This is a genomic window from Oceanobacter sp. 5_MG-2023 (assembly GCF_030548165.1).
GTDB lineage: Bacteria > Pseudomonadota > Gammaproteobacteria > Pseudomonadales > Oceanobacteraceae > Oceanobacter.
On record NZ_JAUORS010000001.1, the window covers coordinates 306,795 to 325,813 of the forward strand.

The 19,019-nt window shown below is 53.8% G+C and carries 18 protein-coding genes; 8 read left to right on the forward strand and 10 right to left on the reverse strand.

Annotation, left to right across the window (positions count from 1 at the left end; genetic code table 11):
* Positions 1–3 precede the first annotated feature (3 nt).
* The 3 genes from hemB to rpiA all read right to left on the reverse strand — a co-directional run bounded on the left by hemB (position 4) and on the right by rpiA (position 4,686).
* A complete protein-coding gene (gene hemB / locus Q4551_RS01425; protein ID WP_303431346.1) occupies positions 4–1,014 on the reverse strand; it encodes a porphobilinogen synthase in 1,011 nt (336 codons plus the stop codon).
* A gap of 217 nt (positions 1,015–1,231) precedes the next feature.
* On the reverse strand, positions 1,232–4,012 hold the full coding sequence (locus Q4551_RS01430) for a YdbH domain-containing protein (protein WP_303431347.1): 2,781 nt from the start codon (positions 4,010–4,012) through the stop codon (positions 1,232–1,234).
* A complete protein-coding gene (gene rpiA / locus Q4551_RS01435; RefSeq protein ID WP_303431348.1) occupies positions 4,012–4,686 on the reverse strand; it encodes a ribose-5-phosphate isomerase RpiA in 675 nt (224 codons plus the stop codon). The genes Q4551_RS01430 and rpiA overlap by 1 nt, the downstream gene beginning before the upstream one ends.
* A 143-nt stretch (positions 4,687–4,829) precedes the next feature.
* Between rpiA and ilvA the strand changes: the two genes are divergently transcribed.
* Entirely contained in the window at positions 4,830–6,347 is a 1,518-nt protein-coding gene (ilvA, locus tag Q4551_RS01440) for a threonine ammonia-lyase, biosynthetic (RefSeq protein WP_303431349.1), read from the forward strand.
* Positions 6,348–6,364: 17 nt separating this feature from the next.
* Here the strand turns inward: ilvA and Q4551_RS01445 are convergent, their stop codons facing one another.
* The 3 genes from Q4551_RS01445 to smrA all read right to left on the reverse strand — a co-directional run bounded on the left by Q4551_RS01445 (position 6,365) and on the right by smrA (position 8,050).
* Positions 6,365–6,679 carry a ribbon-helix-helix domain-containing protein gene (locus tag Q4551_RS01445; RefSeq protein ID WP_303431350.1) on the reverse strand — a complete coding sequence of 105 codons (315 nt, stop codon included), beginning with the start codon at positions 6,677–6,679 and terminating at the stop codon, positions 6,365–6,367.
* 94 nt (positions 6,680–6,773) lie between these two features.
* Entirely contained in the window at positions 6,774–7,340 is a 567-nt protein-coding gene (locus Q4551_RS01450; RefSeq protein WP_303431352.1) for a DJ-1/PfpI family protein, read from the reverse strand.
* A 125-nt stretch (positions 7,341–7,465) separates the two neighbouring features.
* Complete coding sequence (smrA, locus tag Q4551_RS01455; RefSeq protein WP_303431353.1) at positions 7,466–8,050, reverse strand: DNA endonuclease SmrA; 585 nt, start codon at positions 8,048–8,050, stop codon at positions 7,466–7,468.
* A 198-nt stretch (positions 8,051–8,248) separates the two neighbouring features.
* On the opposite strand from smrA, the gene Q4551_RS01460 reads away from it, so the two are divergent.
* The gene (locus tag Q4551_RS01460) at positions 8,249–8,947 is read left to right on the forward strand and encodes a hypothetical protein (protein ID WP_303431354.1); all 699 of its coding nucleotides are present in this window, start codon (positions 8,249–8,251) and stop codon (positions 8,945–8,947) included.
* 87 nt (positions 8,948–9,034) lie between these two features.
* Here the strand turns inward: Q4551_RS01460 and Q4551_RS01465 are convergent, their stop codons facing one another.
* Together Q4551_RS01465 and Q4551_RS01470 are read right to left on the reverse strand one after the other, a co-directional pair.
* Positions 9,035–9,754, reverse strand: coding sequence for a YdiY family protein (locus tag Q4551_RS01465; protein WP_303431355.1), 720 nt, complete (start codon positions 9,752–9,754; stop codon positions 9,035–9,037).
* Between the two features lie 181 nt (positions 9,755–9,935).
* Positions 9,936–10,151, reverse strand: coding sequence for a DUF2798 domain-containing protein (locus tag Q4551_RS01470; RefSeq protein WP_303431356.1), 216 nt, complete (start codon positions 10,149–10,151; stop codon positions 9,936–9,938).
* Between the two features lie 367 nt (positions 10,152–10,518).
* On the opposite strand from Q4551_RS01470, the gene Q4551_RS01475 reads away from it, so the two are divergent.
* Positions 10,519–11,961, forward strand: coding sequence for a polyhydroxyalkanoate depolymerase (locus tag Q4551_RS01475; RefSeq protein WP_303431357.1), 1,443 nt, complete (start codon positions 10,519–10,521; stop codon positions 11,959–11,961).
* Positions 11,962–12,117: 156 nt separating this feature from the next.
* On the opposite strand, the gene Q4551_RS01480 is transcribed toward Q4551_RS01475, so the two are convergent.
* Together Q4551_RS01480 and Q4551_RS01485 are read right to left on the reverse strand one after the other, a co-directional pair.
* On the reverse strand, positions 12,118–13,296 hold the full coding sequence (locus tag Q4551_RS01480) for an acetyl-CoA C-acetyltransferase (protein WP_303431358.1): 1,179 nt from the start codon (positions 13,294–13,296) through the stop codon (positions 12,118–12,120).
* A gap of 123 nt (positions 13,297–13,419) precedes the next feature.
* Positions 13,420–13,932: a MarR family winged helix-turn-helix transcriptional regulator gene (locus Q4551_RS01485; RefSeq protein ID WP_303431359.1), complete on the reverse strand. Its 513-nt coding sequence runs from the start codon at positions 13,930–13,932 to the stop codon at positions 13,420–13,422.
* Positions 13,933–14,224: 292 nt separating this feature from the next.
* Here Q4551_RS01485 and ectA point away from each other — a divergent pair, with 292 nt between their 5' ends.
* From ectA to Q4551_RS01510, 5 genes are all read left to right on the forward strand, one after another.
* The gene (ectA, locus tag Q4551_RS01490; protein WP_303431360.1) at positions 14,225–14,770 is read left to right on the forward strand and encodes a diaminobutyrate acetyltransferase; all 546 of its coding nucleotides are present in this window, start codon (positions 14,225–14,227) and stop codon (positions 14,768–14,770) included.
* A gap of 13 nt (positions 14,771–14,783) precedes the next feature.
* Positions 14,784–16,055, forward strand: coding sequence for a diaminobutyrate--2-oxoglutarate transaminase (gene ectB / locus Q4551_RS01495; RefSeq protein ID WP_303431361.1), 1,272 nt, complete (start codon positions 14,784–14,786; stop codon positions 16,053–16,055).
* Between the two features lie 81 nt (positions 16,056–16,136).
* On the forward strand, positions 16,137–16,538 hold the full coding sequence (locus tag Q4551_RS01500; protein WP_303431362.1) for an ectoine synthase: 402 nt from the start codon (positions 16,137–16,139) through the stop codon (positions 16,536–16,538).
* A 60-nt stretch (positions 16,539–16,598) separates the two neighbouring features.
* Positions 16,599–18,059, forward strand: coding sequence for an aspartate kinase (locus Q4551_RS01505; protein ID WP_303431363.1), 1,461 nt, complete (start codon positions 16,599–16,601; stop codon positions 18,057–18,059).
* On the forward strand, positions 18,035–18,979 hold the full coding sequence (locus Q4551_RS01510) for a hypothetical protein (RefSeq protein WP_303431364.1): 945 nt from the start codon (positions 18,035–18,037) through the stop codon (positions 18,977–18,979). Before Q4551_RS01505 ends, Q4551_RS01510 begins: the two co-directional genes overlap by 25 nt.
* Positions 18,980–19,019 lie beyond the last annotated feature (40 nt).

The following is a 19,019-nucleotide window of genomic DNA, read 5'->3' on the forward strand; positions in this document are numbered from 1 at the left end:
TCCTTAAGCGTTGATCCACTCGGCGTATTGCTTGGCATAGTAGGTGAGGATGCCATCGGCACCGGCTCGTTTGATACAGGTCAGTGATTCCAGCATGATGGCTTCATCGTCCAGCCAGCCATTAAGAGCCGCTGCTTTCTGCATGGCATATTCACCACTGACCTGATAGACAAAGGTTGGCACCTGGAATTCATCTTTTACCCGACGCACGATATCAAGATAGGGCATGCCCGGTTTGACCATCACCATGTCGGCCCCTTCTGCCAGATCCAGCGCCACTTCATGAAGGGCTTCATTGCTGTTGGCCGGGTCCATCTGATAGGTGTATTTGTTGCCTGTGCCTATGTTGCCGGAAGAACCGATGGCGTCCCGGAACGGGCCATAGAAAGCGGAAGCGTATTTGGCGGAATAGGCCATGATACGGGTGTTCACAAAGCTCTCTTCTTCCAATGCTGCGCGGATATCACCAATCCGGCCATCCATCATATCGGACGGCGAAATAACATCGGCACCGGCTTCGGCATGGGACAGCGCCTGTTTCACCAGGGTTTCAACGGTGATGTCGTTAAGCACATAACCATCGCCATCAATAATGCCATCCTGACCGTGGGTGGTAAAAGGGTCGAGTGCGACATCGGTCATGACGCCCATGTCTGGTACGGCGTCCTTGATGGCACGGATTGCCCGCTGGATCAGACCATTGGGGTTAAACGATTCTTCCGCCCGTTCAGACTTGGCATCTGCCGGGGTATAGGGAAACAGGTCGATGCAGGGAATGCCCAGGTCATAGAGGTATTTGACTTCTTTTACCAACTCATCAATGGACAGGCGTTCGATACCCGGCATGGAAGCAATAGGCTCACGTTCCTGATGACCTTCGAGAACAAACATCGGGTAAATCAGGCTATCCGTCGTCAGCTGTGTTTCGCGCATCAGGCGGCGTGAAAAATCATCCCGACGCATGCGGCGCATGCGGGTTTCTGGGAACATTCGCTGTGAATCGTTAAAGGCCATGATGTACTCCTGAGTTACCCGTGAAAAATCAGTCCGATTGTAGCCCGCTTTGGCCAAGGCTGGGGACATTATCCGGCAGGACAACGCGGAATTCTGAACCTGAATCAAAGGAGCAGCAGCCTAGAGCAAGAACATGACGGTTTTACGGCAAAATATCCGCCGCCGCCCTGTCGGGTTTGATCCGGTGCCCAGGGCGGAACCGTGGCCGGACCAACAGCTATTGGTATTTCTGTTCCAGCCGGTTGATCACGTCGTCGGCGACCCGCAGGCTCGAGAGCAAATCGAGCAGGTTGTATTCCAGATTGACGTTGAGGTGGGTGGCCTGGCCGTCAAAAAAATCGGGGTTGTTGCCTTCAAACTGCAAACTGAGGTTAAGCGCGCCATCGGGTTGGTAGCGTACCCCGGATTTGAGTTCCTTGAAGTGGAAGTTTTCCAGTAACTGCATGGCCAGGGCGACGCTGGGGTCGCTTTGTTTGAGGGCTTCGCTGGCGTCAGTCTGATAACGAATGGTGCCACCGGGAGCGCGGGCAAACAGATTACCGGCAGGAATGCTGGGGCCTTGCGGGGTCAGGACAATCGGCAAGGCACCGTCGAGCAGACCGTCGGCATCCAGTTCGGCACTGGGTTCCAGCCTGGCCAGACTGCCCAGCTGCAGTTGTTCAATGGCAATACCGAAGGAGTTGATCTCTTTGCGGCTGTCGTATTGCACGGCTGGAATATAAATCCGGCCACCCAGTAACCGGGTATGCAGTTCGTGGACATTGGCCGTTGCCCAGCTGAAGTCCTGGGGCAGGGTGATGTCGGCCCGGGCCAGCAGTTCGGACAGCTCGACGCCAGTGTTCAGGGTGCTGCCACTGATCTGGCTGTTGATCTGATAGTGCTGGTCTGCGTCGGAGCGCATGGCCATCAGGAATTGCCAGCGATCCAGGGTGATGCGGTTGTCGTAGACCAGGCTGATATTGTCACCGCGTAACATGATATCGGGCTGGATGCGCTGTTGTTCCAGATCCCAGTCGACCCAGCCCTGGCCAGACAGTTCACCACTGAGAATCTCGACACCGGTCAGATTGGGCATGCTGTTCAGCCCCAGCTGGCTCCAGACGATGCTGCTGTCCAGTAGCTGGAATTGCCAGGAGCCAATACCGGAATCGAGCTGGTGCTGCAGCTGGCTACGTAATTGTAACTCGCCGTTGCCCAGGCGCAGCTCGGGGTTGGCGGTCAGTCGGGTGGTTGCAACATGGTAGCGAAGGTTGGCCGTCAGGCGAGCATCAGGCAAGGGCCACTGTTGCCATTGGGATGGTCGCAACAGCAGCCGTAACTGACAGCGTGGTTTTGCCAGATCGAGCATGCAGCCGAGCTGTGATGCACCGGTACGGATTACCCGATCTTCTTGTCGGGCCGTCAGCGGTGACAGGTCGAACGCCAGCTCCGTCAGGGCGGCAAAGGGGGCGGTGCTGTTCTCCGTGTCCCAGGTCGCCAGCAAGTGCTCGCTTTGGCGCAGCTGCAGGTCAGACAGTTGCCACTGTTCAATCGGCTGTGGCTGGGCGTTGATCCGGGTGTTGTCCAGTTGCAGTGTAATCGGGCCGGTCGGGTTGAGGGTGAGCTGTAGATGACTGGTGAGGTCCCAGGCGCTGGTCAGGCCGGTGCTGTTCAGCGTGCCGGTGGCGGCCAGTTGTATCTGGGCCGAGAGCATGGGGTGGCTGGCGGTGCTGAGGCTGTGCCACTGCAGCTGCATCGGTACCGTGATCTGGCTGTCAATGCGGGTCTGGTCCTGGTCTTGCCACTGGAAGTGTATACCGGGCTGGGTCTTGGCCTGGCAGTCCGTCAGCAACCGGTCGCATTGCATCGTCGCCTGCCATGGTGATATGTGAACGCTCTGGCCTGGTTGGCGCAGACGGATGGCTGGGCCACTGAGCTGGCTGTGCCAGGTATCCTGTTGGTGTTGCAGACTGAATTGCCATTGGCCGAGGCGGTGACCGGTGTCAGTCAGGGCTTCAATCGTTGTATCGGGGAGCTCGCGACTGAGCTGGTGTTGGCCGGGGCGCATGGTTAAAAGGGTGGTCGACTCCACCTGCAGGTCTTGAGGAAAACGAAACCGGTTGTTTACCGACAGGGTGGCAGTGGATTCCAGTGTTTCGAGTGCTGACAACACGGGGTGGGAGCTGAATAGCTGGCGCAGGTCGTGGGGGAGTCGATAGGCCTGGCGGGATAACTCCGGCAGTACCAGTACCTGACGAACGTTAGCCTGGGTGGTGGTGTCATCCTGTTGCAGCTGGACAAACCAGTGTGCCAGCAGGGTCGACTGGTCGGAGATTTGCGCCAGAATCTGGCCGTCAGCCAGTAACTGCAGGTTCAGGTTCCACGGTGCGGCGCTGCTTGTGCTTGCGCTTGCCTCGGCAGGAAAAGGGGTTAATTGTCCGAGCAGTTGCCAGCGTTGTGAGTTCAGGTGGGCACTGAGTCGGGCGTGTAATTGGGGGTGTTCGATGCGCAGAGTATCAATGGCTATATCGTTGATCGGCAGAGTGGTCAGTAGCTGACTTAATTCTGGTAACTCGATCCACTCACTTTCCAGCTGTGCGCGGGCAGCGGCTTCAGTGCTGTCTGCGTGCGCTGTCGCCAGTTGGGTGCTGGTACTGCCGAGTACAATATTCAATTCGTGAATCTGCAGTTGCTCCAGCTGGCCGCCCAGTAGTCCGATGGAGTCGTATTGCAGGCGTGCGTCCTGCAAAGCCAGAGTGGTGCCATCGGTGAGCCGGGCTGACAGGTAATCCAGTTCGAGCCGATCCAGCTGCAGGGTCTTGATATGCCAGCTGACTTCAATACTGGTCACTTGCTGCACCAGGCCGGGCAGCCACTGGTTGGCAGCCGATTTGACCAAGGCCGGTAATGACACCAGCACCAGAATCAGCAGGCAGATAACCAATAACCCGACGGCCGCCAAGCCGCGGCACAGCCACGCGCCCAGGGTCCGCCAGCCGGTCGGGTGCTGGGCGCTCATTACTGCGCAGTCAGGGTCTGGACGCCCTTGTCGGTGCCCAGTAGCAGGGTATTGGCCGGGCGCATGGCAAACAGGCCGTTGGTGATAACACCGGTGATCTGGTTCAGCTGTTTTTCCAGAGTGATGGCAGCATCGATACGCAGGTTATAGACGTCGAGGATCTGGCCGCCATTGTCGGTGATCACGCCTTCCCGGTAGACCGGGTCTCCACCCAGTTTGACGATTTCGCGGGCTACGTAAGAGCGGGCCATGGGAATCACTTCCACGGGCAGCGGGAATTCGCCCAGGGTGGTGACCAGTTTGCTTTGGTCGGCAATACAAATGAAATGACGGGCAACGGCGGCAACGATTTTTTCGCGCGTCAGCGCGGCCCCGCCCCCCTTGATCATTTCCAGATGGTGATTGATCTCGTCGGCACCATCGATGTAGTAGTCGATGACATTGGCGGAGTTCAGGTCATACACCGGAATACCATGATCTCGCAGTCGTTGGGCTGAAGCATCGGAGCTGGCGACAGCGCCATCAAACAGATCCTTGTGTTGGGCGAGGGCGTCAATAAAGCAGTTGGCGGTGGAGCCGGTGCCTACGCCGACAATGCTGCTGTCTTCGAGGTGAGGCAGAATATATTGCACCGCGGCGGCACCGACGGCTTGTTTGAGTTCATCTTGAGTCATGTTGATTCCGTATGTGCAAATGATACTGGCGCTTAAACGGTGCCCATTATAGAGCGCTGTGCGTTACAATGTCTGGCTTCATTCTTATTCTTCCCCCGCCAGGCAATCCGGCCTGGCCTTGTTTCTGGATTGGCCACTTCACCATGTTGAACGAGTATCTGAAAAAAATCCTTACTTCTCGGGTTTACGATGTCGCTACCGAGACGGCGTTACATATTGCCCCGTTTTTGTCTGAGCGACTGGGCAATCAGATCTGGATTAAACGTGAAGATCAGCAAGATGTGTACTCCTTCAAAATTCGAGGTGCTTACAACAAAGCCGCTCAGTTGACGGCTCAGGAAAAAGCACGTGGTGTTGTCACCGCTTCTGCTGGTAATCACGCCCAGGGGCTGGCTCTGGCTGCCAGCAAGCTGGGGTTGAAAGCCGTTATTGTGATGCCGCGTACGACACCGGAAATCAAGGTGCGTTCGGTCAAGGCCCGTGGGGCCAAAGTGGTGTTACATGGTGATGCCTTTGATGATGCCTTTGCCTACTCGCAAAAGCTGGTGGCTGAAAAAGGCATGACCTATATCCACCCGTATGATGATCCTGAGGTGATTGCCGGTCAGGGAACGATTGGTATGGAAATCCTGCGTCAGATGCCGCAGCCGATTGATGCCATTTTTGTTCCGGTTGGTGGTGGTGGTCTGGTGGCTGGAGTGGCGGCGTATATCAAGGCCCTCCGCCCGGAAATCCGGGTGGTTGGTGTTGAAAGCACGGAGTCAGCCAGTCTGGCAGCGGCGTTGGCAGCGGGTGAGCGCGTTACCTTGCCATCGGTGGGCATTTTTGCCGATGGGGTGGCGGTAGCGACCGTTGGTGAACACACCTGGGCAATCGCCAAAGACTGTGTGGATGAAGTCATTACCTGTACGCCGGATGAAATTTGTGCTGCCATCAAGGATGTTTTTGATGACACCCGGGCGGTCTGTGAGCCGGCCGGTGCGCTGGCCATTGCCGGGGTCAAAAAATACGTTGAGCGCGAAGGTTGTGAGAACCAGAATCTGGTCACGGTCTTGAGTGGCGCCAACGTTAACTTCGACCGCCTGCGGTATATCTCGGAAGTGGCGGAAATTGGTGAAGGCCGCGAAATTATTCTGGCAGTAAGCATTGCGGAACAGCCGGGCAGCTTCCAGCGTTTTTGTGCGTTGCTGGGCAAGCGTCCGATTACTGAGTTCAACTATCGTTATGGTGATGACGATATGGCGAGGATTTATGTCGGCGTCAAGGTCGGGCCGGAACCGGGGGCACGGGATGCGTTGCTGGCGGAATTACGCGCGGATAATTATCCGGTGCTGGATCTGACCGATGATGAAATGGCCAAATATCATATTCGCCATATGGTCGGTGGGCACGCACCGGCATCTGTTCAGGATGAGCGTTTGTACCGCTTTGAATTTCCGGAGCGTCCGGGAGCCTTGTTGCTGTTTCTGAAAACACTGGGCAAGCGCTTTAATATCTCGCTGTTCCACTACCGTAACCACGGTGCGGCCAGTGCTCGTACATTGGTGGGCTTACAGGTACCGGCCGAAAAACTGGCGCAACTGCATGGTTATCTGGATGAGCTGGGTTATCCCTACTGGGACGAAAGCGACAACATGGCGTACCAGTTGTTTTTGCGCTAGGGCTGATGCTGCTGCCGTCAGTGCGAAATGTCCGGGCTTAACCGGGTTCGGGCAGCTGGCACCGTCAGGCGCTGGCCCTGATTCAGATGGGTGGTACAGGCCACCCGCAGCAAAGAGGCAAAGTTACCGACTTCGCCGCGCCGTTCAATCACTTCTCGGTGAATACGGCTCAAGAAGGTCCCCAAAGACAAGTCGGCATCGCTGGCAATGTCTTCCAGCAGATGCCAGAAGACCGCTTCCAGCCGAATACTGGTGACCACACCATCGAGTCGGATGGAGCGGGTTTTCAGTTCAAACAGCTCCGGTTCGGCAGCAGAATAAATCTCACACATAACACCCTCTCCTGGCCCTGGCCAAGGTCAGTATGCCCTGCGGTATGGCAGGGCATGTCTGGATGATTCTAGCGGGTTTGGCAGGAAGGGAAACTTACAATGCCATCAGCAGTTGGTTAAATTGAGCCAACCAGGCCGGGTGGGCAGGCCACGCGGGTGCGGTGACCAGATTACCATCCGTGATGGCATCCGTTACCGCGAGGTCGGCATAAATACCACCGGCCATGGCAACTTCCGGAGCGCAGGCCGGGTATGCGGAAATGGTACGCTCACGAATGACATCGGCGGCGGTCAGGATCTGGGCACCATGGCAGACAGCGGCAATGGGTTTGTTGTTGTCTGCAAAGTATTTGACCAGTGCGATAACGTCACTGTTCAGACGCAAGTACTCTGGCGCGCGACCACCGGGAAGCAGCAAGGCATCATAATCGGCAGGGTCCAGACCGGCAAAATCGGCATTCAGGGCGAAGTTGTGGCCCGGCTTTTCGGTGTAGGTCTGGTCGCCTTCAAAGTCGTGGATCGCGGTTTTGACGATATCCCCTGCAGCTTTGTCCGGGCAGACTACATGCACCTCGTGACCAACCATCTGCAACGCCTGGAAAGGCACCATCAACTCGTAGTCTTCAACAAAATCACCAGCAATAAACAGTACTTTAGCCATGAGTCAGTTCCTTTATTGTTATCTGAATCGCCGCTGTAACGACAATGGGCTTTTACTCTAAGGGCTGGTGAGTGGCGGTGGGTAACAGCGGGTTACTACATGGCAGAGGCACCTGGCATTGGCCGTTACAGTCGGCCCTTGCTGTAGCGCTCACGCGCTTCCTGTTTCTTTTTCTCGCTTTTTCGCAACAAAACATACAAGACTCCGGTGCCGCCATGTTGAGGCTGGGCAGTGTGATAAGCCTGAACGTCATCGATCTGTTCCAGCCAATACACCAGATAGCTTTTCAGAATGGCCGGATCACCTTCGCTGCGGTCTCCTTTGCCGGGCAATATCACCACACTGCGAATGTCATGTGCCATGCAGTCCTGCAAAAAATGAAACAGTTGGCGGCGGGCTTCTTCGACGGTACGTCGATGCAGATCAAGGCGGGCTTCGCTTTCGTACTTGCCCAGGCGCAATTTGCGAAAAACACCATCCTGGATACCGGGGCGCTTGAACCCCACGACGTCGTGGGGGCCGACACGCTGGACGCCGGTCGTTTGCAAGTGATTCGGGTCGCGTTTCGGGCTGCTATCCACCGCGGCAATACGGCGGGCTTGTTGCGAGGCGCGGGTAATATCACCTTTTTTGATGGCGACTCTGTCCCGGGTTTGCAGGGGTTTGACGTCTTGCATGTGCTGGGAAAACGTATCGTCGTGATCAGTCATGAGGGGGCGCCCTTGCCAGTGTTCCTGTCTATAATAACCAGTATTACTGAGATGCGGTAAAATTGACGACCCTTGAACCGAGGGCATTGGGCCATGTGGTGACAAATCTTTGCTCAGAATCACAGACTGGGGACGGTCAGTGATCTTAATGTGGTATATCGTTGGGTGTTTAATGAACAGGATCGCTGAAGGCGAGTCATGACAATATTTCGACGATTATTATTGCTGTCAAGTGCATTGGCGATGCTCGGCATTGGCGTTGTTGCCAATGCCTTCGAGGGCTCCCATCGGGTGATGGATTGGGCGCAGCTACTCGATTTGAGCAGCCAGCAGCAAGCTGACATTAAAGGTATAGAAGCCAGCTTCCTGCAACATTTTCAGCAGTTGCGTGATGACGCCATCCCCCGGTGGGGACAAGGGTTTGATGAGCAGCGGTGGTTGGAGCAGCGAGCCAGGGAGCGGGAGCTGGAGGCTGGCATAAGACAGCAATTACGGCAGGTACTGAATGAATCGCAACGTCTGAAGGCCGATACCATTGTGCAACGTTTTCACACTAAAGCGGCGGCTGGCATGTTGGAGCGAATCACCCAAGAACTGGATTTGACTTCCGATCAGCGTCATCGTCTGAAAAAAGCCCAGGCCTCGATTGCAGCAGATTTCCACTGGCCGATTGATCATCGCCAGATGGAGCTGACCCGCATTGGAGTCGAAAAGCTGTTAAGTGAGTATTTGACACCAGAGCAGCTGGAGGTCGCGCAACAGCGGCGTCAGAACAATAATAAACGCTGGCCAAAACCAGAAGATTTCAGGGACGACCGGGAGAGGCGAGATAACAGACCTCGGCCGCCTTTTGATGCGCCCCCTCATCCTGACGACTTACCTTTCATGCACGAATAGAAACCCGGCGACAGGCGAAACCATAACCGCCATTAAAGACCAACCGCCGGGCGGCTCTGAATGCGGCCCGGCGTGCAGGTTCTATGATCAGAAGCTGTAGACGAGTGTGACGCCAAATTCCTTGTCCATGTTCTTGTTGGCATCCGGTACTTCTTCAACGTATTTGATTTTATAGGTCAACTTGGTAGCCAAAGAGCCATTGATCTGACTTTTGAGGCCGGTTTCACTTTTGTAGGTACTGTTGTCATCGCCCATTTCAGCGCTGGCAATTTGAGTAAAGTGGGTAGTCTTGCTGATTTTCCAGCCGTATTTCATCGCCAGACGCAGCATGCCCTGTTCTTCAATTTCATCGCTGTTTTCCAGCTTGTCGCGGTTATAACCAGGGCCAGCCTCGAGATCCAGGTTGGTGGTGTCTGAGTCGATTGCCCGGTAGCCGTAGCCAACCGAAATGGTGCTTTGATAGGTGAAGCCAGAAAAGCGGGCACGTTCCTGATCTGCATGCAGCGCCAGATAGGAATGCTCACTGAAATTGCGGTCCAATTGTATGGCACCGTAATAGGTTTCTTTCGAAACGGTGTCATCTTCTTTGCTGGTCAAGGCTTCAAGACGGTAGTGAGAGTCCCAGTTGATGCCTTTGCGCGACAGTCCGAACTTGCCGTTCAGGCTACTGGTCTCGGTATTACCCGAGGTTATGATGCTACCCAGCTCCGCAGATCCTCCCCAAAAAGGTGGCATTTTTTCGGTGTCGGCTGCCTGGGTGTGAGCGGCGATAGCCAATAGGGTCAGAGCAAGGGCCTGTTTGGACATGAGTGTCTCCGTAAGAGGTGTTGCATTTAGTGCGGCAGAGTAACGATGCCTGTTTGACAATTCAACCTTATAAATTGCGTGTGTATGGTCACGCAACGTCAGGTTTATTGACGCAGCAGAACAGCCAGCTCTGACGACCGTAAGGGTGAAGATAATGGCTCTATATCGTAGACGTTCAGGCTTATTTCGCCAGTTTTTGTGCCAGTTTCAGTATGGCGGGTCCGGCAATAAATGAAATAACCATCGCGGCTGGCCACGCCAATCCCCAGGCTTTCATCCAGAATGATAAAAAATGACTGGAGTAACCAAGATTGATAAAGACGATCCAGCCACTCATCAGAAAACTCAGGACGCCGGACATTAAGGTGCTGTGTATCAGTCTAAGCTTGAAATGCATGATTTTTCCGAGGTTGGGGCCAGAGAGACCGGTGCCGCAGTCTGGAATCTGGCGCAGGCGATGGGTGTATGGTGCTGAGGCAAACTCTGATATGGCTTGCGTATTGGTTGATGCACTGGGCCATTATAAACGGTCTCGGTCTGCCAATGCGTGCATCACGATTGTATGGACTGTTGCGTGTGTTGCTTTATTCGATAAAAAAGCCGGGTGATACAGGTTAATTCTCAGGAATCTTGGCAGTGGTTATTGGCTGTCTGGTTTATAGATGATTTCGACCTAACCCTTCCTCCGATGAATCGCTCTATTTCTGTTAGGATTTTAATTACTTACCAGGCCTGCGTGTCAGGCAAAGCGAAGGAAACAGATTATGCTCTATAAACTGAATGCGAAAATAATGGACGCCATGCGCCCCGTTCACGTTTGGTCCCGGATGACTCGACAGAGCCTGTACCAGCCGTTGAATCCCCTGAATAGCAGCTGGACTTTCCGTAGCATGCGAGCGGGGCTCGAAACGGTTGAGCGTTTGACCGACTGTTATGAAACCCCAGTATGGGGGTTGGACACGACCGAAATTGATGGTCGTGAAGTGGTGGTTCACTACGATGTAATTGTGGATCGACCTTACTGCAACCTGCTGCATTTTCGTCGCGAAGAGGCACCGGAAGGCCAGCCCACCGTATTGTTGCTAGCTCCTCTGTCCGGGCACTATGCGACCTTGCTGCGCAATACCGTGCGGGAGTTCTTGCCTGATCACGAGGTGTACATCACCGAATGGAAAAATGCGCGGGATGTACCGATGGCCGATGGTGCCTTTCACTTCGACGACTACGTTGAGTACCTGATCGACTTCTGTCGGGTCTTGGGGCCGAATATTCATGCGATTGCGGTGTGTCAGCCTTGCGTGCCTGCGCTGGTCGCGGCCAGTCTGATGTCGATGGATGGTGACCCCAATCTGCCAAGCAGTATGACGCTGATGGGAGGGCCGATTGATGTGCGTATCAACCCGACCGGAGTGAATGACTACGCCTCCGGCAAGGATCTGGAATGGTTTGAAGATAACGTTATTTGCCGGGTGCCCCGTGACTTCAAGGGGCGCGGGCAACTGGTGTACCCAGGGTTTATCCAGCTGTCAGGGTTTATGTCCATGAACATGGACTCGCACGTCAGCAAGCACTTCAAGTTCTTCACCGATCTGGTCAAGGGCGATGGTGAAAGCGCAGAAGGACATCGGGTGTTCTATAACGAATACCTGGCCGTGATGGATATGCCTGCGCACTACTATCTGGATACGATTCGACGGGTATTTCTGGATCAGGCATTACCGAAGGGCGAAATGGATTATCGGGGGCGTCGCATTGACCTGACGGCAATTACCGATATGGCGATGATGACTGTCGAGGGCGAGCTGGACGATATTACCGGTCGTGGCCAGACCTCGTGCGCGCTGGAGCTGTGCTCCGGTATCCCGGCGGATCGCAAGCAGCATATGGAAGCTGAAGGTGTAGGCCACTATGGCATCTTTAATGGTCGTCGGTTTCGGGAATTGATTGCACCCAAAATCAAGGCGTTTATTGCCGAGCAGCCCATAAGAGAGAGCCAGGACGTTGCCGCTGCCGAGTCAAAGGCTGGGGTGACGGACGTTGTCAAACCCGCGGCTCCAAGCGCTCCGGAACCTGCCAGTGCATTGGCACGGGTATCGGATCGTAAACCTCGTACGTTGAGAAAGCCGGCTTCAGGCAAATCGGCAGAAAACAAGCCAGCGGCAAGCAAACCGGTAACAAGCAAACCAAAGCCTGAATCGTCAGAATAAACGGCGATAGATAATAAATAGATATACGTAGCCCAGCCGCCAGGCCGGGCCATAAAAAAAGCCAGTGACTACGATGTAGCCTCTGGCTTTTTTTGTGATTTTTATCCGTGCAAATGATTTGGCGATATCACTTTGCCATTCGCACAGACCGGGTGTTTAGCGTTCGATCGCCAAGGCAACACCCATACCGCCACCGATACACAAGGTCGCCAGACCTTTTTTGGCATCCTGACGGATCATTTCATGCAACAGGGTGACCAGGATACGACAGCCGGAAGCACCAATCGGGTGGCCCAGTGCAATGGCACCGCCGTTGACGTTAATCTTCTCGACATCCCAGCCCAGCCCCTTATTAACAGAGAGCGATTGCACAGCGAAGGCTTCGTTGGCTTCAACCAGATCCAGATCTGATATATCCCAACCGGCTTTTTCCAGGCACTTCCTGGTGGCCGGAATCGGACCGGTTCCCATGATTTTTGGGCTTACCCCGGCGCTGGAATAACCCTTGATGGTAGCCAGAATCGGCAGCCCCAGGGCTTCGGCTTTTTCTTTGCTGGCCAACATAACGGCTGCGGCGCCGTCATTGAGGGACGAAGCATTACCGGCGGTGACAGAACCATCACGCTTGAAGGCAGAACGCATACCGGCGAGTTTCTCGACGGTTACACCGGCACGCGGGCCTTCGTCGGTATCGACGATGATCGGATCGCCTTTCCGTTGTGGAATTTCGATGGCAGTAATTTCATCTTTGAACTTGCCAGCGGCAATGGCTGCAATCGCCTTGGCCTGGGAAGCCGCGGCGAAGGCATCCTGCTCTTCACGGGTAATGCCGTATTCATCGGCGATATTTTCGGCGGTAATACCCATGTGATAGTCGTTAAAGGCATCCCACAGGCCGTCGGAAATCATGGTGTCGACCATATTCCAGTTGCCCATGCGCTGGCCATTACGGGAGTTGGGTAATGCGTGAGGTGCGTTGGACATGGATTCTTGTCCACCGGCGATAATCAGGTCAGCATCACCACAGGCAATGGATTGTGCTGCCAGGTGCAGTGCCTTGAGGCCAGAGCCACACACCTTGTTGATGGTCATGGCGGAAGTGGTTTCGGCCAGACCTGCCTTGATCATACTTTGACGTGCAGGGTTTTGCCCGCATCCTGCGGTCAGTACATGCCCCATGATGACTTCGTCAACCTGGTCATTCGCAACACCCGTTTTGCTCATGAGTGATTTGATGATTTGGGTGCCGAGATCGATAGCCGACATACTGGCCAGTGAGCCGCCAAAACTGCCGATGGCGGTACGGGTTGCTGCAACGATTACTACGTCTGTCATGGATTTCTCTCCTTCCTGGGTTGATAAGGCTATGTATTGAGTACCACAGCCAGCGTGACAAGTGTGTGACTGGCGTCAGGTCAAGACAATTAATACAGCGTTGTCCTGAGATGCGGCAGTAAATCAGGAGTTCCCGGGCGCAAGGTCCGTCGAGGCATTATTGCCGATACGATCAAGAGCACCAACATCCAGCACCGGGGATGCGTCAATATGTTGCGCATCCATCATATAGGCCACGCGTTCCAGTGAACTGAGAATCATGGTCTGTTCCCATTCCTGCAGATCCTGGAACTGGCGAATAAAACTTTCCTGTAACGGACGAGGTGCATGCAGCAAGGCTTTTTGTGCGTCTTCCGTCAGATGAACATACACCTTGCGTTTATCCTGGCTGCCGCGCTCCCGTACAACGTAACCCCGTTTCTCCAGCCGATCAATAATGGTGGTGACGGTGGCCTGCGACAAGCTGACCTTGCGCGCCACTTCGCCAACGGTCATATCGTCGTTGTGACGCAAGGTTTGCAGTATCAGTAGCTGGGGAGCGGTCAGGCCAGACGTTTTACTGAGTTGTTTGGAGTGTAAATCGGTGGCACGGATTATACGTCGCAGGGCGACCAGGACTTCATCATAACGTTTCATGAGAGGCACAACTGTCGGGTAGATAGAGAGCAGATTCTACCTTGTCAGTGATCATTAGAATACGAAGAAAATGGTGATTGTCTGGATGGGACTGAATCCGGCGTTTTGGGGCAAAAACGGTACAGGTTCTGGTTTTTGGTTAAATTTTGATCTTAATTTTGTTTAGGGTTGTAAGTATTTAGGTGAGCGACTAAAATGCTTCGTGTACTAAATAAATGGTTGAGGCGTAATGAGGCTGTATGTGGCTTCAGTAGGCGGCTCTATAAAATGTGTGACTGATGCATTGTCGGAAATGTCCGAAATTACCAATACAGATCAAAGTAATATTCTCTTCCGGAAACCAAATTCCACTGATGGGAATTCAGTTTTCAAGCTGATCAATGAATGTAAGCCCTTAGATGTCAATTCAATGTATTGCAATTTGCTGCAATGCACGCACTTTCGGGATACCTCGATTCTGGCGGAATCCTCCAACCAGCTGGCCGGATTTATTTCGGGCTATCGGGTGCCGGAACAGCCGGATGTGCTGTTTGTCTGGCAGGTGGCGGTTGCCCCTCATGCCCGTGGTCAGGGACTGGCCAGCCAAATGCTGTCACGACTGATCGAACAGCAAGGGCCTCACATTCGTTATGTCCACACCAGCATCACCGCTGACAACACTGCTTCCTGGAATACCTTCCGCCGTCTGGCGCGGGACCTGGGTGCAGCGTTGGAAACAGATGTGATGTTCGATCAACAACAGCATTTTGGCGGTGAGCACGCTACCGAGACCCGCGTCTCGATCGGACCTTTTGTTGTGTCTGACCCGGCAGTTGCTGAACCACTGGTTAATCAATAAGGAGCACTGGATTATGGGTATTTTCAAAGAGATAGAGTCGAACGTTCGTGGTTACTGCCGTGCTTTTCCGGTTGTGTTTCAAAAGGCATTGAATGCCACTCTGGTTGATGACCAGGGCAAGGAATATGTCGACTTTCTTGGCGGCGCAGGAACCTTGAACTACGGCCATAACAACCCGGCATTCAAACAGGCACTGATTGAATACATTGAGGCTGATGGTGTGACACATGGCCTCGATATGCATACTGAGGCGAAGCGGGATTTTCTGGAAACCTTCCAGAGCCATATTCTCAAGCCCCGCGGCATGAACTACAAAGTCCAGTTTACTGGCCCAACCGGTACCAATGCGGTTGAAGCGGCCCTGAAAGTGGCGCGAATGAATACCGGCCGACAAACCATTGTGTCGTTTACCAATGGTTTCCACGGTGTCACCCAGGGCGCAGCGGCGGTCACTGCCAACGGCTATTACAAAAAATCCATCGGCATGCCGACAACCGGTGTGCAGTTTATGCCGTTTGATGGCTACCTCGGTGATTTTGATACGCTGAAGTACTTCGAAAAAGCATTAAAAGACGGTTCTTCAGGTCTGGGTCATCCCGCTGCAGTCATCGTTGAGTGCATCCAGGGTGAAGGTGGCCTGAATGTCGCCAGCGCCGAATGGATGCGTGGTCTGCAGGCGCTGTGCCGTCGTTATGACATGTTGCTGATTGTGGATGATATCCAGGCCGGTTGTGGCCGTAGCGGTACGTTTTTCAGTTTTGAAGAGTTTGATATCCAGCCGGACATCATCACCTTGTCCAAATCACTGGGCGGTTATGGTTTGCCGATGGCCGTGGTGTTGCTGAAAGACAAGTACGACACCTGGAAGCCAGGCGAGCACAACGGTACCTTCCGGGGTAACAACCACGCCTTTGTTACCGCCCGCCGGGCGCTGGAGACCTACTGGGCTGATGACAGCTTCTCGACAGAGGTCAAGCACAAGGCTTTTGTACTGAAAAACCGTCTGAAGAGCATTCAGGCGCAGCACGCCGGAGACTGCAAACACAAGGGTCGCGGCATTATGCAAGGGCTGGAGTTTGCGTCCGGTGACGTGGCCGGTGACATTACCGCACAGGCGTTCACACGTGGGTTGATTATCGAAACCAGTGGTTCCGATGGACAGGTGGTAAAAATCCTGACGCCGCTGACGATTGAAGAAGCCAACCTCAACAAGGGGCTGGATATTCTGGAATCCTGTATCAACGATGTGCTGGCTGAACGCAGCCGGGTTGCTGACGCGTCCTGACCTCCCCACTGACGGGTGGCCTGTACACTGGTCGCCCGTTGCTCGTTTATTCTGGTTTGAAAAATTTACAAGGGACTATCCATGATTGTTCGTACTCTGCAAGACTGTGAAAACTCTGAACGCTCGATTGACGGCGGCACCTGGAAAAGCGTGCGCATGTTATTGGCCGACGATAATATGGGCTTTTCCTTCCATATCACGACGATATTCAAAGGCACAGAAACCCCGATCTGGTATAAAAACCACTTGGAATCGGTCTATTGCATGAGCGGTGAAGGCGAGATCGAAACCTGTGCCGATGGTAAGATATACCCCATTACCGCGGGTACGCTTTATATCCTCGATCAGCACGACAAACATTTGTTGCGTGCCACGACCGCCGATATGGAGATGGCGTGCGTCTTTAATCCGCCGTTGAACGGCAAAGAAATTCATGATGATGATGGTGCTTACAAGCTGAACGATGAGCCGTTGTCGGTATAAGTCGGGCAACCGCAACCGGGCATCTCGTTCAGTCTGAACCTCGCAGGAGAGAGTGTTTACATGACACATAGTGTCGAAAAAATCGGCGGTACGTCGATGAGTCAATATCAGCATGTGCTGAAGAATATCTGGATGCGTCCGCGTTCAGTCAGTAATGCTGACGTCAGTCTGTATCGCCGGATTTTTGTAGTATCCGCTTACAGCGGCATTACCAATGGTTTGTTGGAACATAAAAAAACCGGTGAAGCCGGTGTTTATGCCCTGTTTGCCGAAATGGATGATGCCCGCTCCTGGCAGTCGCGTTTACAGGACGTATTGAATGCCATGCTGGCGATCAATATGGGCATGTTCGGTTCCGCCGGTCTGAACAACGATATGGTGCGCAAACGGGCTGACCAGTTTATTACCAATCGTATGGACGATGTCCGGGATTGTCTGGAGCATCTGGAAGCGGTGTGCAGCTTTGGTCACTTCCAGCTCGACGATCATTTGCATCGTGTGCGCGAAATGCTCAGCGCCATGGGAGAAGCCCACAGTGCGTATAACTCTGTGTTGTTGTTGCGCCAGCATGATGTCAATGCCCGTTTTGTTGACCTGACCAACTGGCGCTCTGATACCCAGATGAGTTTTGCTGACCATATTCTCAAGGCGTTTCAGGGCATTGACCTGGAAACGGAAATGCCCATCGTGACCGGCTATACCCAGTGTCGGGAAGGCCTGATGCGCACCTATGATCGTGGTTATAGCGAGATGACGTTCAGTAAGATCGCGACCATGACCGATGCCTGTGAAGCGGTTATTCACAAGGAATATCACTTCAGCACTGCCGACCCCTTGCTGGTGGGTGCCGAGAATGTCAAACCGATCGGCATGACCAATTACGATGTTGCTGACCAGCTGGCCAACCTGGGTATGGAAGCGATTCACCCACGGGCAGCTGCCGGTTTGCGTAAAAAGAATATTCGCCTTATTGTGCGCAATACTTTCGAGCCGGAACATCAGGGCACCGAGATTCGTCGAGACTACTGCAGTAGTACCCCAAAAGTTGAAATCATTGCCGGAACGCGCAACGTCTGGGCGTTGGAAGTGTTTGACCAGGATATGGTTGGTGACGCTACCCACGGACAGAAAATGGCCGATCTGGTCTTTGAATCCGGCGTACGGGTACTGACCAAAGACTTTAATGCCAACACCGAGACCTTTTACCTGAAAGGTAACAAACGCCGTATTAACTGGCTGATGGATCGTCTGCGTCAGGTATATACCGATGCAGATGTTCGGGTTGAAAAATTGGCGATGGTCAGTGCTATTGGCAGTGATATGAAGATACCCGGGCTGTTGCAGAGCGCCGCTGGGGCTTTGTCGGATGCCGGTGTCAATATCCATTCGGTTCACCAGGCAATGCGCCAGGTGGATATGATGTTCCTGGTCAGCGATGCGGATTACGCAACCGCCGTCAAGGCACTTCATTCCCGATTGGTAGAGCAGGCAGATATATGGAAACAGCAGCAAACGGCATAACACAATTCACGCATCTGCTGCTTCGGCTTGGCGCAGCAACTGGCTTATGGCTGGTTGCTGCGTTTTGCTTTGCGGCATCCGAACCGTCGGATGATCGCACCTCCATCACGGCCGACGAAAAAGCCGAAACCACCATTAATCAGTTACAAGCCCCCTTGTATACCGCGTTCACCGAGCGCTACATTCTTGATGAAGTGAAAAACCTGCGTCAGATGCTCGCCGATGCACGGGTTGAGTTCACTGAAAAGGTCGTCGAACGTGAGTTTCAGGTGGCCGATCGGGCACTGACCTACGCTACCGACACGGTTACCTATTTCTTTTATCTGATTGCCGGATCGTCAACACTGCTGGTGTTGGTGGGCTGGAACTCCCTGCGCGACGTCAAAGAGCGGGTGGGTGCCTACGCCAACGATGAAATCAAACGCATTACCGACTCTTATGAGTCGCGGCTGGAAAAGCTCGAACGGGACTTACACAGTAAGTCACGCCATATTGCGGCCGCTCAGGAAGAAATTGAGCTGACCAACGAAATCCACTCACTGTGGCTGAAGGCATCGCAGGAAAGCAGTCCGCAAGGCAAGATTAATGTCTACGACCAGATTTTGCTGTTGCGCCCGGATGATGTTGAAGCGCTGACCTACAAGGCCGATGCCGCACTGCTGCTGGGGCAGGCGCAATGGGCCAGCAGCCTGGTCAACAAGGCGTTGGATATTGACCCGGAAAACAGCCACGCCATGTATCAGCGTGCCTGTGCCCATGCTGAATCCGGTTTTATTGAAGAAGCATTACGCGACCTGGAACAGGCGATTCAACAATCAGAGACTTTACGTTTACAAGCCAAGGACGACAGCAGTTTTGCAGCCATGGCAGATCATGAACAGTTTTTACTGTTGGTGTCGGGTGCGGTAGCGGGGGAATAATCACCTTTTTCATTGCCCATAAGTGTATTTTATTGTCATG

Coding starts and splice junctions, on each gene's coding strand:
- Q4551_RS01470 (WP_303431356.1), bottom strand. CDS start 10,151: ATGCATTTCAAGCTTAGACTGATACACAGCACCTTAATGTCCGGCGTC.
- hemB (WP_303431346.1), bottom strand. CDS start 1,014: ATGGCCTTTAACGATTCACAGCGAATGTTCCCAGAAACCCGCATGCGC.
- Q4551_RS01505 (WP_303431363.1), top strand. CDS start 16,599: ATGACACATAGTGTCGAAAAAATCGGCGGTACGTCGATGAGTCAATAT.
- Q4551_RS01460 (WP_303431354.1), top strand. CDS start 8,249: ATGACAATATTTCGACGATTATTATTGCTGTCAAGTGCATTGGCGATG.
- Q4551_RS01430 (WP_303431347.1), bottom strand. CDS start 4,012: ATGAGCGCCCAGCACCCGACCGGCTGGCGGACCCTGGGCGCGTGGCTG.
- Q4551_RS01450 (WP_303431352.1), bottom strand. CDS start 7,340: ATGGCTAAAGTACTGTTTATTGCTGGTGATTTTGTTGAAGACTACGAG.
- Q4551_RS01465 (WP_303431355.1), bottom strand. CDS start 9,754: ATGTCCAAACAGGCCCTTGCTCTGACCCTATTGGCTATCGCCGCTCAC.
- Q4551_RS01480 (WP_303431358.1), bottom strand. CDS start 13,296: ATGACAGACGTAGTAATCGTTGCAGCAACCCGTACCGCCATCGGCAGT.
- Q4551_RS01500 (WP_303431362.1), top strand. CDS start 16,137: ATGATTGTTCGTACTCTGCAAGACTGTGAAAACTCTGAACGCTCGATT.
- ectA (WP_303431360.1), top strand. CDS start 14,225: ATGTCCGAAATTACCAATACAGATCAAAGTAATATTCTCTTCCGGAAA.
- smrA (WP_303431353.1), bottom strand. CDS start 8,050: ATGACTGATCACGACGATACGTTTTCCCAGCACATGCAAGACGTCAAA.
- rpiA (WP_303431348.1), bottom strand. CDS start 4,686: ATGACTCAAGATGAACTCAAACAAGCCGTCGGTGCCGCCGCGGTGCAA.
- Q4551_RS01445 (WP_303431350.1), bottom strand. CDS start 6,679: ATGTGTGAGATTTATTCTGCTGCCGAACCGGAGCTGTTTGAACTGAAA.
- ectB (WP_303431361.1), top strand. CDS start 14,784: ATGGGTATTTTCAAAGAGATAGAGTCGAACGTTCGTGGTTACTGCCGT.
- Q4551_RS01510 (WP_303431364.1), top strand. CDS start 18,035: ATGGAAACAGCAGCAAACGGCATAACACAATTCACGCATCTGCTGCTT.
- Q4551_RS01485 (WP_303431359.1), bottom strand. CDS start 13,932: ATGAAACGTTATGATGAAGTCCTGGTCGCCCTGCGACGTATAATCCGT.
- ilvA (WP_303431349.1), top strand. CDS start 4,830: ATGTTGAACGAGTATCTGAAAAAAATCCTTACTTCTCGGGTTTACGAT.
- Q4551_RS01475 (WP_303431357.1), top strand. CDS start 10,519: ATGCTCTATAAACTGAATGCGAAAATAATGGACGCCATGCGCCCCGTT.